Raw genomic sequence first — 12962 nt, forward strand, 5'->3', positions numbered from 1 at the left:
AGAGACAGGGCTTCGGCCTTGTCTTTTTAGACAATCAAAAAAACAAATATTCTATGGCCAAAACAGGCGACTTTTGTACGTTTTGCGGACGAAGCAGTCGGGACGTTAACATGCTGATTAATGGAATATCCGGTGCTATCTGTGATGAATGCGCGCAGCAAGCGTACGAAATTGTAAAAGAACAAAAACCTGCAAAGAAAAGTGCTTTAGGACTTGAGCAGACAGAATTACCGAAACCTGGGGACATAAAAACATTTCTGGATCAATACGTGATCGGACAGGATGATGCAAAACGTTATCTTTCCGTTTCGGTGTATAACCATTACAAGCGATTGCTTCAGAAAGTGACCTCGGATGATGTGGAGATCGAGAAGTCTAATATCATTATGGTCGGAGCCACCGGTACAGGGAAGACGTTACTGGCGCGTACCATTGCAAAGTTGCTGCATGTGCCGTTTGCAATCGTAGATGCGACAGTGCTGACTGAAGCCGGTTATGTGGGAGAAGATATCGAGAGTATCCTGACTCGTCTGTTGCAGGCGGCTGATTATGATGTAGACGCAGCCCAGAGAGGGATCGTTTTTATTGATGAGATAGATAAGATTGCACGCAAGAGTGATAATCCGTCTATAACCCGTGATGTAAGTGGAGAAGGAGTACAGCAGGGGTTATTGAAATTACTGGAAGGTTCGATTGTGAATGTTCCGCCGCAGGGTGGAAGAAAGCATCCTGAACAGAAAATGATAGCGGTAGATACAAAGAATATCCTCTTTATCTGTGGTGGGGCATTTGACGGTATAGAAAAGAAGATCGCGCAACGTCTGAATACACGCGTTGTAGGATATTCCGCCAGCAAAGATACAGCCCAGGTAGACCGGAATAATTTCTTGAAATATATTACGCCGACCGACCTGAAGTCGTTTGGTCTGATTCCTGAAATTATCGGTCGTCTGCCTATTCTGACTTATCTGAATCCGCTTGACCGGAGCACGCTTCGCAGCATTCTGACAGAGCCGAAAAACTCTATTATCAAACAATATGTCAAGTTGTTTGAAATGGATTCCATCAAACTCTCGTTCGATGAGGATGTTTACGAGTATATCGTGGATAAGGCTTTGGAGTTTAAGCTGGGAGCCCGTGGCCTGCGTTCGATCGTTGAGGCTATCATGATGGATGCTATGTTCAGCATGCCTTCAGAAAAGAAAAAGAAACTCCATGTAACACTGGAGTATGCGAAGGAGAAGTTTGAAAAATCAGATGTAAACCGTTTGCAGATAGCGTAAATGCCGGCGGTTTGTAAAATATAAATAAGTATGGCGAAGAAGGATAGTTTAACTGAGCATTTAAAGACTCATTTTGGTTTTGATACCTTTAAAGGGAATCAGAAAGCAATTATTGAAAATGTGCTGGCCGGGAATGATACTTTCGTATTGATGCCGACCGGTGGAGGTAAGTCCCTCTGTTACCAGTTGCCTTCGGTTATGATGGAGGGTACAGCGATCGTTATATCTCCTCTGATTGCTCTGATGAAAAATCAGGTGGATGCCATGCGTAATTTCTGCGAGGAAGATGGTGTAGCTCATTTTATTAATTCTTCACTGAACAAGTCGGCTATCGACCAGGTGAAGGCTGATATAATGGCAGGCCGGACGAAGTTATTGTATGTTGCCCCTGAGTCGCTGACAAAGGAAGATAATGTCGATTTCCTGCGAAATGTAAATATTTCATTTTATGCAGTGGACGAAGCTCATTGTATCTCTGAATGGGGACATGATTTCCGTCCGGAATATCGCAGGATACGTCCTATTATTAATGAAATAGGAAAGCGTCCGCTGATAGCGCTTACGGCGACTGCTACTCCGAAAGTACAACATGATATCCAGAAAAACCTGGGTATGATAGATGCCTCAGTTTTCAAATCCTCCTTTAACCGTTCTAATTTATATTACGAAATTCGTCCGAAAGGCGCGAATATAGACCGCGAGATTATTAAGTATATTAAGGCCAACGAAGGTAAATCGGGTATTGTCTATTGTTTAAGCCGCAAGAAGGTGGAAGAGTTTGCCGATATTCTGAAAGCGAACGGGATCAAGGCGCTTCCTTATCATGCCGGAATGGATTCGCAACAACGGTCGGGAAATCAGGATGCGTTCCTGATGGAGAAAGCAGACGTTATTGTGGCTACTATTGCATTCGGTATGGGAATCGATAAGCCGGATGTGCGCTATGTGATCCATTATGACATACCCAAGAGCCTCGAAGGTTATTACCAGGAAACAGGCCGTGCCGGCCGTGATGGCGGCGAAGGCCAGTGTATTGCATTCTATGCATACAAAGACTTACAGAAACTGGAGAAATTCATGCAGGGTAAACCGGTAGCGGAGCAGGAGATCGGGAAACAGTTGTTGCTTGAAACAGCTGCTTACGCCGAAACATCCGTATGCCGCCGTAAGGTTCTGCTGCATTACTTCGGAGAGGAGTACCTGGAAGAAAATTGTGGAAATTGTGATAATTGTTTGAACCCCCAAAAGCAAGTGGAAGCGAAAGAATTGTTGAGTGCGGTACTTGAAGTGATAAGTACTTTAAAAGAAAAATTTAAGGCAGATTATATTGTCAATATGCTGGTCGGAAATGAGACCTCCGAAATACAATCTTATAAACACAATGACCTGGAAGTCTTCAGTTCCGGTACGGATGAAGACGAAAAGACATGGAACGCCGTTATCCGTCAGGCGCTGATAGCCGGTTATCTGACTAAAGATATCGAGAATTACGGTTTGCTGAAAATTTCTCCGAAGGGGAAAGATTTCATGAAGAAGCCGGTATCGTTCAAGATAACGAAAGATAACGAGTTTGAAGATGAGGAAGAAGAAGTACCTGTACGTGGTGGAGCTACCTGTGCAGTCGATCCTATTCTGTACTCGATGATGAAGGATTTGCGGAAGAAACTCTCCAAACGCCTGGAAGTACCTCCTTTCGTAATATTCCAGGATCCGTCGCTGGAAGCAATGGCTACCACTTATCCGGTAACATTGGATGAATTGCAGAATATTCCGGGTGTAGGTGCCGGAAAAGCAAAACGCTACGGCCAGGAATTTATTACGCTGATCAAAAAACATGTAGAAGAAAATGAAATCGAGCGACCGGAAGACCTGCGTGTACGTACTGTCGCCAATAAGTCGAAACTGAAGGTGTCTATCATTCAACGGATCGACCGTAAAGTTGCCCTGGATGAAATTGCTTTGACAAACGGGCTTGAATTTAACGATCTGCTGGATGAGATTGAAGCAATCGTTTATTCGGGAACGCGTATCAATATCGACTATTTCTTAAATGATGTCATGGATGAAGATCATATTGAAGATATTTATGAATACTTCAAAGATTCTGAAACCGATGACTTGGAAGATGCGATCGAAGAGCTGGGTAACGATTATACCGAAGAAGAGATCCGTCTGGTACGTATTAAATTTTTGTCGGAAATGGCTAATTAATACATTCGCTGTCTTCGCCTGAATAAAAATGGCTCCCTTCCCGGAAACAAACAGGAAGGAAGCCATTTTTGTTTTTTATCGTTGCATAATATCAGGAAAAACCGTATATTTGCGCGCAATAATTTTTAAAGCATACGTTTTATGTCATTTATTGCAGACAGGTTAGTTATGGATGGATTAACATTCGATGATGTATTGTTGATCCCGGCTTACTCAGAAGTTCTTCCCCGAAATGTCGACCTTTCGACAAAGTTTTCACGAAACATCACATTGAATATCCCGATGGTATCGGCGGCCATGGACACGGTTACCGAGGCAAAGATGGCTATTGCTATTGCCCGCGAAGGTGGTATCGGCGTTATTCATAAGAATATGACGATCGCTGAACAGGCCAAGCAGGTTCAAAGCGTTAAGCGTGCAGAGAATGGAATGATTTACGATCCCGTAACGATCACGAAAGGAAAACGTGTTGCCGATGCACTGGCTATGATGGCGGAATATAAGATCGGCGGTATACCTGTTGTAGACGAAGGCGGTTATCTGGTAGGTATCGTAACCAACCGTGACCTGCGTTTTGAAAGAGATATGAACCGTTCGATCGATGAGGTGATGACGAAAGAAAACCTGGTGGTGACAGATCAGTCTACCGACCTGGAAGCTGCCGCCCAGATCCTTCAGAAACATAAAATCGAGAAACTACCGGTTGTGGACAGCCATAATAAACTGATAGGGCTCGTTACTTATAAAGATATTACAAAGGCAAAAGATAAGCCTTCTGCCTGTAAGGATGCCAAAGGCCGTCTGCGTGTGGCTGCCGGAGTTGGTGTGACATTCAATACATTCGAACGTGTGGCTGCATTGGTTGAAGCCGGTGCCGATGCGTTGGTTATCGATACGGCTCACGGTCATTCCAAAGGAGTGGTGGATGTGTTGAAGCAAATCAAGACCCAATATCCGGGTATCGACTGTGTGGTAGGTAATATAGCTACCGGAGATGCTGCCAGATATCTGGCTGATGCAGGAGCCGATGCCGTTAAGGTGGGTATCGGGCCGGGTTCTATCTGTACAACCCGTGTGATTGCAGGAGTGGGAGTACCCCAGTTGTCGGCTATCTATGACGTGGCAAAAGCATTGAATGGAACAGGTATTCCTTTGATTGCCGATGGTGGACTTCGTTATTCAGGAGATATTGTAAAAGCGATTGCAGCCGGAGGATCGTCTGTGATGATGGGTTCTCTGTTGGCTGGTGTGGAAGAATCACCGGGCGAAACGATTATCTTTAACGGACGTAAGTTTAAATCATACCGTGGTATGGGATCGTTGGAAGCAATGCAGAAAGGTTCGAAAGACCGTTATTTCCAGGATGTGGAAGACGACGTGAAGAAACTGGTTCCGGAAGGAATTGCCGCCCGTGTTCCTTATAAGGGTTCTTTGTTTGAAGTGATCTATCAGATGGTAGGTGGTCTGCGTGCCGGTATGGGCTATTGCGGAGCGCATAATATTGAAGAGCTTCATAAAGCTAAATTTACCCGTATCACGAATGCCGGTGTACAGGAAAGTCATCCGCACGACGTGGCAATTACGCAGGAAGCACCCAATTATAGCCGGGGCGAATAATAAATGCGGGTAATCACCGTTATATAAAAAACACTAATTTAATCAGATGGCATACTTTTTGAGGATGTTGTCCGTTAGATTAGTGTTATTTTTGTAATGTCTACGTAGTATGATAAACGGATTTTTGATGAAAAAGTTACTTGTATTATCTTTGGTATTCGCTTGTTTAACGGGAGAAGCGCGTAATTTGCCTGACTCTGTAGTGATGACTGTGGCCGGGAAACAGGTTCCCCTTGCGGAATTTGTCTTTATGGCTAAGAAAAACGGTGAAGTGAATTTGGCTGATCGTAAGTCTCTGGAGAATTATGTGGAACTGTATAAGAACTTCAAACTGAAGGTGGCCGATGCAGAAGCCGCCGGACTTGATAAAACAAAAGACTTTACTGATGAGCTGGAAGGATACCGCGCACAATTAACATCAAGTTATTTATCTGATAAAGACGGTGAGGAAGCTGCTGTTCGTGTAGAATACGACCGTCTGGGAGAAATACTGGAATTAAGCCATATCCTGTTCCGCTTGCCGGCTCAGACTGTTTCGAAAGATACGGTGGCCGTTTATGAAAAGGCCTTGGAGGCATATGAACGTATTAAGAACGGGGAAGATATCGCGGCCGTTGGAAGCGAACTCTCGAAGGAAGATCCCGAACAGATAGGTTATGAATATACCCGTTGCCTGTTGCCGATGCAAACCATAAAGGCGTTTGAAAATGCCGCTTATGCGATGAAGCCGGGTGAATTATCGATGCCTGTACGTACTACCCTGGGTTTCCACCTGATAAAACTGATTAGCCGCAAACCGAATCCGGGTATGCGTCATGTCGCTCATATCCTGATCCCGTTTAAGCAGGATTCGGTTACACGCAGCGATAGCGAGACGCTGGCTTTAGCAGAAGAAGTCTATAAAAAAGCACAAAACGGAGCAGACTTCGGTGAGTTGGCACAAGAATATTCTACCGATGGTGCATCCGCGAGAAAGGGAGGCGAACTTCCCTGGTTTGGCGTTGGCGAAATGGTTGAACCTTTCGAAAAGGCTGCTTTTGCCTTGACGACTCCCAATGAATTGTCTCAGCCGATAAAGACTCGTTTCGGCTACCATATCATCAAACTGCTTGGAAAGAGCGGTATCCCTTCTTTCGAGGAAAAAAAGAAAACCTGGTCAAAAATAATGGCACAGGGTGAACGTAATTTTGAATATTATCAGGCTTTCGACGAACGTTTGAAGAAAGAATACGGATATGTTTTCTATCCGGAAGCATATAAGGAAATGGTCGCGCTTTGTAATGATAACTTCCCGACTGACAAGGAGTTCTACGAAAAGGCAAAGGATATGAACAAAACGTTGTTCCATCTGGCCGATACGGATTTCCCGCAGAGTGAGTTCGCTTATTACATCCAGCGTTGTCCGTTCTCCACAAAAACGTATGCGGGTGATTTTATGCAGGAAGTATTCGATCTTTTTATCCGCGACATCGTTACGACTGCCGAACGTAAAAATCTGATGACAAAGCACCCGGAATTCACACATTTGATGCAGGAATACCGCGACGGCATTTTGTTATTCAACATCAGCAACCAGAAGGTATGGAGTAAACCGGCCGCCGAACAAACCACCCTCGAAGAAGAGTGGGTGAAACAGTTGGCGAAGGAGTATCCTGTTACGATTAATTGGAAATTGTTGAAAAAACTAAAGAAATAAGAAAGAGAAGGTTATGAAGTATTGCTTCATTTTTATAGCATTCGTATCTTTGCTGTGTTCTTGTAAACGGACGCAGCAAACAGACGATGCGGATGTGCTGGTAAGAGTGAAGGACCGGACGCTGAAACGTTCGGAAGTGGTTAGTCTGATTCCGCGGGGGACGTCCTCTGCGGATAGTTTGTTATTAGCCGAAAGCTTTGTAAAGAAGTGGGTGAAAGATGCCCTGGTTTATGAAGTCGCTCAGCGGAACCTCGGGAATGAAAAGGAAGAGGTCGACAAGCTTGTGGAAGAATACCGCCATTCGCTGATCCGTTACCGTTATCAGGAACGGTTGATAAAAGAAAAACTGTCGGCTAATATCCGCGAGAGCGATAAGCTGAACTATTATGAAGAGAATCAGAAAAAGTTTACACTCGATAAGGCCCTGATCAAAGGTCTTTTCCTGAAGATACCGGTGGATGCGCCTGGTCTTTCGGAGGTAAAAGGGTGGTACAAATCGTCTTCTGAGGCCTCTTTGGAAAAAATTGAGAAGTATAGTGTGCAAAATGCCACTATTTATGACTACTTTTACGACAAATGGGTGGACTTCGACGAGGTGATGGATAATATCCCCGTTCATGTGTCCGATCCGAACGCTTATCTGAAAGCGAACAAATTTGTGGAAGTAGCCGATAGTAGTTATTGCTATTTGCTGAATATCAAGGAGTCATTGCCGGTGGGAAGTGTCGCTCCTTATGATTATGCCAGTCCACAGATCATGGAAATGCTTATCAATCAGCGGAAAGTAGATTTTTTGAAGACGTTTGAAGAAGAATTATATAATGATGCAGTCAGAGGAGGTGATGTGAAATTTTATACAGAACCGTAATTTGTAACTTATAAAGGTAGATATGATGAAAAAGATTTTAACTGTATTCTTTCTTGCCTGCTTATCTTGTGCGGCAATGGCACAGGATAATGTGATTGATGAAATAGTGTGGGTGGTAGGAGATGATGCGATCTTACGTTCGGACATAGAGACGCAACGTTTGTATATGCAAAACGAAGGCCAGCGGCTGGATGGCGATCCCTATTGTGTGATTCCGGAACAGATGGCAATACAGAAGCTGTATCTGAACCAGGCGAAGATCGACAGTATCGAAGTGGGAGAAGGACAGATAATCCAGGCTGCAGACCAGTGGGTTAACTGGGCGATCAACCAGATCGGATCGAGAGAAAAAGTAGAAGAATATTTCGGAAAGAAAATCTCACAGATCAAGGATGAACGTAAAGACATGATCCGCGAACAACAGGTGACCGATGAAATGAAGCGGAAACTGATCGGTGAGATCAAGCTTACACCGTCGGAGATCCGTAAGTTCTATAACCAGTTGTCGAAAGATAGTTTGCCGACTATCCCGACTACGGTGGAAGTACAGATCATCACATTCGAACCGAAGATCCCGTTCGATGTAACCGATGCTATTAAAGCCCGTCTGCGTGACTTTACCGAACAGATCAATAGCGGCAAGATGGAGTTTTCGACCCTGGCCCGTTTGTATTCGGAAGATCCGGGTTCGGCTGCCAGAGGCGGTGAACTGGGTTTCATGAGTAAGACCGACTTGCTGCCGGAGTTTGCCAATGTCGCCTTCAACCTGTCTGATTCGAAACGTGTATCGCAGATCGTGCAGACTGAATATGGCTATCATATTATTCAGTTGATCGAAAAACGTGGTAACCGTATCAATTGCCGTCATATCCTGCTGAAACCGAAAGTTTCAGAAAAAGAACTGACTGAAGCTACTGTTCGTATGGATTCTTTATATAACGACCTGCAGGCAAACAAATTTTCATTCGAGGAAGCGGCAACATTCGTATCATACGACAAGGATACCCGTAATAACAAAGGGTTGATGGTGAACCAGAATCATGAAGGAAACAACTTTGGTACGCCTAAGTTCGAAATGCAGGAACTTCCGCAGGAAGCTGGTAAGGTAATTTATAACATGCAGGTAGGTGAGATATCCAAACCGTTTACCATGATTACCGACAAGCAGAAGGAAGTAGTTGCTATTGTTAAGTTGAAGTCCCGTACCGAACAACATAAAGCAAACCTTTCTGATGACTTCCAGGCTATGAAGAATCTGGTGGAACAACAGAAAAGAGAAGAATTATTGAATGACTGGATTAAGAAAAAACAAAAGACTACGTATGTCCGTATTGCTGAAGGATGGCGTAACTGTGATTTCAAGTATCCGGGTTGGGTGAAAGAATGAAAATTGTAAATAAGTTTTTTCTTACAGGGCTATTCTGTCTGCTGACTGTTTGTGTATTTGCACAAACGCAGGATTCTATTTCCGTCAGGCAGGGAGAAACACTGACGGCTGATACTGTCACAACGAAGAAAACAAAGGTATTCCTCGAGCATGCCAATACATTGTCTTTTGATAAGGAAGTAAAAGCCGATGCGCAATTTTTGCAAGGCGATGTATGTTTTCGTCACGACAGTTCATATATGTATTGCGACAGCGCTTACTTTTTTGAAACGACCAATTCGCTGGAAGCTTTCAGTAATGTAAGGATGGAGCAAGGGGATACGTTGTTCGTGTATGGCAACTATCTGTTTTACGACGGAAATACCCAGATCGCCTATCTGCGTGAAAACGTTCGTATGGAGAACGGGCAGGTAACGCTCTTTACCGATAGTCTGAACTATGAGCGTATTCCGGATATCGGATATTACTTCGATGGCGGTCTGATCGTAGATTCTCTGAATCAACTTTCGTCATTTTACGGACAGTACTCCCCGACAACCAAATTGGCTATATTCAATGATAGCGTTCGTCTGGAAAATCCGAATTTTACGTTGTATTCAGATACGCTTCATTACGATACCGAGTCGAAGATTGCGACCATACTGGGGCCTTCCATTATCGTTTCGGATAGTGGAACAATCCATTCTTCCCGCGGATGGTACAACACGGAAACGAATACATCCTTGTTGCTGGATCGTTCCGAAGTCTACTCGGGAAACAGAGTGCTGATCGGCGATTCGATCTCATATAATCAGGATGCCGGTTTCGGGGAAGCATTCGGGAATATGTGTCTGCGGGATACCGCACAGAAGGTTATCCTGGAAGGTCAGTACGGTTTTTATAATGAACGGACGGAGTACGCTTTTGCTACCGATAGTGCCCGTTTCATGGAATATTCGCAGGGGGATACTTTGTATCTGCATGCCGATACGCTTGAAATGGCGACGCTCGATTCGACAGCCCGTGAGATAAAAGCTTTTCACGGTGTACGTTTCTACCGTATCGATATGCAGGGCGTTTGCGACTCGATGCAGTTCAATACCCGCGATTCCGTATTATATATGTATGATAATCCGGTTTTGTGGAATGAGCAGTATCAGTTATACGGAGATACGATTGAAATTTATATGAATGACAGTACGATCGATTATGCGCACGTTATACAATTCGCGTTTGCCGTGCAGCATCTCGATTCGAGTTATTATAATCAACTGAAAGGGAATGACCTCAAAGCTTACTTTGAAGGTCAGACTGTCCGGCAGATCGATGTGGAGGGGAATGCGGAGTCGATCTATTACCCGTTGGAAGGTGATGGGGCCAAGATCGGTCTGAATGAAACCAAGAGTGGATTCCTCACGATCTGGGTAAAAGAGAATAAGCTCGAGAAGTTGAAGATATGGCCTACTCCGCTAGGTAATCTTACACCGATACCCGACCTGAAGCCGGAACAGAAAACACTGAAGGATTTTTACTGGTATGACTACCTGCGTCCGAAAAATAAAGATGATATCTATAATGTAGTGAAGAAGAAAGTGGAAGATGCACCGGTTAGAGGTAACAGTAAATTCAGGCATGAGCAATAGTATTCACTATTAAATTAGTTAAGTTATGGCACTTTTCTCATTTTATAATATGCGTAAGCCCCGTCAATATGAGCATAAGCCGATTTATTGGGATCCCCATAAAGAGGCTATGGAGGAACGCGTGCGTAAAATAAAACGCGAGATGGGAGTGGAGGAATCACTGGAAGAATATAAGCCGCAGATAAAAGGAACCTTTGTCGAAGGTACTTCACATCTGAAGAAAAGCCTGGACAGGGGTGACAATGCACGTAGCCGTACGTATAAGAGCGTTAAGCTGATCGTTGCAATTGCTGTATTAGGTGCATTATTCTGGTATTTATTCTGGTCATGAGCGATATAATTCATTTACTACCCGATAGTATAGCCAATCAGATAGCGGCCGGTGAAGTTATTCAACGGCCTGCTTCCGTTGTAAAGGAACTGGTTGAAAATGCGATCGACGCGGGAGCCGGTCATATACAAGTGAATATCAAGGATGCCGGACGTACATTGATCCAGGTGATCGATGACGGGAAAGGTATGTCCGAAACGGATGCCCGCATGGCGTTCGAACGGCATGCCACTTCGAAGATATCTTCGGCTGAAGACCTCTTTTCCTTGCATACAATGGGATTTCGTGGGGAGGCGCTGGCCTCGATTGCCGCTGTCGCCCATGTGGAGTTGCGCACCCGCCTGCAAGGTTCCGAACTGGGAACGAAGCTTTCTATGGCAGGTTCGACCCTGCAGGATATCGAGCCCGATGCCTGTACCGAAGGTAGTATCTTCTCTATAAAGAATTTGTTTTTTAATGTGCCGGCCCGGCGTAAGTTCCTGAAATCGAACGAGACTGAGTTCCGTAATATAATCAATGAGTTCGAACGGATCGCATTGGTCAATCCCCAGGTGGCGTTAGGGTTGAATCATAATGATACCGAGATATTTAATCTGCCGGAATCCGGTTTGCGCCAGCGTATTATAAACGTGTATGGCAAAAGCCTGAACCAAAAGTTGCTTTCTGTGGATGCACAAAGCTCGTTGGTTACCATTTCCGGTTTTGTAGGCCGTCCCGACTCTGCCAAGAAGCGGGGAGCCCTGCAATATTTCTTCGTGAACGGACGTTTCATGAAGCACCCATACTTTCATAAGGCTGTCATGCAGGCTTATGAACAGTTGATCCCTCCCGGCGAACAACCCAATTATTTTATCTATTTCACGCTTGATCCTTCTACGATCGATGTAAATATCCATCCGACCAAGACCGAGATTAAATTTGAGAACGAGCAACCTATCTGGCAGATACTGATGGCTGCAACCCGTGAGGCACTGGCTAAGTCGAGTGCCATCCCTACCATCGATTTTGATGTGGAGGACGCGATCGATATACCGGTTTATAATCCGGTAAAAGAAGCGGATGGTTTCAAAGCGCCTTCCGTGCAACTCGATTCCGGTTATAATCCGTTCAAGAGTTCTTCGTCATCATACACTCCCTCGGGATCATCTTCTTCTCCAAAGAAGTCGGAGTTCGATTGGTCTCAACTCTATCAGGGGTTTGAGAGCGACCGGGATGCCGTGCGTAAAGACCTTGAAATGATGGGAGAAGTGTTGGACACGGAACAGGATGAGTTGGCGGAACCCGTTAAAATGGCTGTCGGTGGAGAAACTTTGTTTGCAGAAACGGCTACACCCTGTTATCAGTATAAGGGACGTTATATTATCACAGCCCTCAAATCGGGTTTAGCGTTGATCGACCAGCACCGGGCGCATGTCCGTATCCTGTTCGACCAGTACCTGAATAATATCCGTCAGCAGAAAGGAGCATCCCAGCAAGTGTTGTTCCCTGAAATAATCGAGTTTACGGCAGCAGAGGCCGCTGTCTTACCGGTATTGCTGGAGGATATGCGTTTTATCGGTTTCGATCTTTCTAACCTGGGGAATAACAGCTATGCCATCAATGGCCTGCCTGCGGGACTCGAAAATGTAGATCAGATCGTTTTGATAAAGGATATTGTCAGCCGTGCCATAGAGACAGGCTGCGAAGTACACGAGGAGATTTGTGAGTCGATTGCTTTGGCTCTGGCTAAAGCCGCTGCCATCCGTCCGGGGAAAGTGATGTCTGCCGATGAAATGGATCACCTGATAGCGACTCTCTTCTCCTGCCCGGATTCAAACCTGACACCTGACGGGAAAACAATCGTTTCGATGTTGACCGACGAGGAACTGGAGAAACGGTTTAAGTAACCGGAAGAGAAAAAAGATATCCCTTTTTGAGAAGGGCTATGGGCATGTTACTTTCCTGATC

9 protein-coding genes are annotated in these 12962 nt (G+C 44.8%); all 9 read left to right on the forward strand.

Annotated elements, in window-relative coordinates; all coding sequences use genetic code 11:
* Window positions 1–53 precede the first annotated feature (53 nt).
* Complete coding sequence (clpX, locus tag HMPREF1212_RS24180; protein ID WP_028730638.1) at window positions 54–1283, forward strand: ATP-dependent Clp protease ATP-binding subunit ClpX; 1230 nt, start codon at window positions 54–56, stop codon at window positions 1281–1283.
* A gap of 30 nt (window positions 1284–1313) precedes the next feature.
* A complete protein-coding gene (gene recQ, locus HMPREF1212_RS24185) occupies window positions 1314–3494 on the forward strand; it encodes a DNA helicase RecQ (RefSeq protein ID WP_046151485.1) in 2181 nt (726 codons plus the stop codon).
* 141 nt (window positions 3495–3635) lie between these two features.
* The gene (guaB, locus tag HMPREF1212_RS24190; RefSeq protein WP_046151486.1) at window positions 3636–5111 is read left to right on the forward strand and encodes an IMP dehydrogenase; all 1476 of its coding nucleotides are present in this window, start codon (window positions 3636–3638) and stop codon (window positions 5109–5111) included.
* 109 nt (window positions 5112–5220) lie between these two features.
* Window positions 5221–6807, forward strand: a complete 1587-nt coding sequence (locus HMPREF1212_RS24195) for a peptidylprolyl isomerase (RefSeq protein WP_028730641.1) — start codon at window positions 5221–5223, stop codon at window positions 6805–6807.
* A 13-nt stretch (window positions 6808–6820) separates the two neighbouring features.
* Window positions 6821–7675, forward strand: coding sequence for a hypothetical protein (locus HMPREF1212_RS24200; protein ID WP_046151487.1), 855 nt, complete (start codon window positions 6821–6823; stop codon window positions 7673–7675).
* Window positions 7676–7697: 22 nt separating this feature from the next.
* Window positions 7698–9062 carry a peptidylprolyl isomerase gene (locus tag HMPREF1212_RS24205; protein ID WP_028730643.1) on the forward strand — a complete coding sequence of 455 codons (1365 nt, stop codon included), beginning with the start codon at window positions 7698–7700 and terminating at the stop codon, window positions 9060–9062.
* On the forward strand, window positions 9059–10684 hold the full coding sequence (locus HMPREF1212_RS24210) for an OstA-like protein (protein WP_046151488.1): 1626 nt from the start codon (window positions 9059–9061) through the stop codon (window positions 10682–10684). Before HMPREF1212_RS24205 ends, HMPREF1212_RS24210 begins: the two co-directional genes overlap by 4 nt.
* Window positions 10685–10709: 25 nt before the next feature.
* Complete coding sequence (locus tag HMPREF1212_RS24215) at window positions 10710–11015, forward strand: hypothetical protein (protein WP_028730645.1); 306 nt, start codon at window positions 10710–10712, stop codon at window positions 11013–11015.
* Complete coding sequence (gene mutL / locus HMPREF1212_RS24220; protein WP_046151489.1) at window positions 11012–12901, forward strand: DNA mismatch repair endonuclease MutL; 1890 nt, start codon at window positions 11012–11014, stop codon at window positions 12899–12901. Before HMPREF1212_RS24215 ends, mutL begins: the two co-directional genes overlap by 4 nt.
* Window positions 12902–12962 lie beyond the last annotated feature (61 nt).

The organism is Parabacteroides sp. HGS0025, assembly GCF_000969845.1.
GTDB classification, from domain to species: domain Bacteria; phylum Bacteroidota; class Bacteroidia; order Bacteroidales; family Tannerellaceae; genus Parabacteroides; species Parabacteroides gordonii.

What these genes read in the sequence shown, in the direction of transcription:
- HMPREF1212_RS24195 (WP_028730641.1), top strand. Translation starts at nt 5,221, where the DNA reads ATGATAAACGGATTTTTGATGAAAAAGTTACTTGTATTATCTTTGGTA.
- clpX (WP_028730638.1), top strand. Translation starts at nt 54, where the DNA reads ATGGCCAAAACAGGCGACTTTTGTACGTTTTGCGGACGAAGCAGTCGG.
- HMPREF1212_RS24215 (WP_028730645.1), top strand. Translation starts at nt 10,710, where the DNA reads ATGGCACTTTTCTCATTTTATAATATGCGTAAGCCCCGTCAATATGAG.
- HMPREF1212_RS24200 (WP_046151487.1), top strand. Translation starts at nt 6,821, where the DNA reads ATGAAGTATTGCTTCATTTTTATAGCATTCGTATCTTTGCTGTGTTCT.
- HMPREF1212_RS24205 (WP_028730643.1), top strand. Translation starts at nt 7,698, where the DNA reads ATGATGAAAAAGATTTTAACTGTATTCTTTCTTGCCTGCTTATCTTGT.
- recQ (WP_046151485.1), top strand. Translation starts at nt 1,314, where the DNA reads ATGGCGAAGAAGGATAGTTTAACTGAGCATTTAAAGACTCATTTTGGT.
- mutL (WP_046151489.1), top strand. Translation starts at nt 11,012, where the DNA reads ATGAGCGATATAATTCATTTACTACCCGATAGTATAGCCAATCAGATA.
- HMPREF1212_RS24210 (WP_046151488.1), top strand. Translation starts at nt 9,059, where the DNA reads ATGAAAATTGTAAATAAGTTTTTTCTTACAGGGCTATTCTGTCTGCTG.
- guaB (WP_046151486.1), top strand. Translation starts at nt 3,636, where the DNA reads ATGTCATTTATTGCAGACAGGTTAGTTATGGATGGATTAACATTCGAT.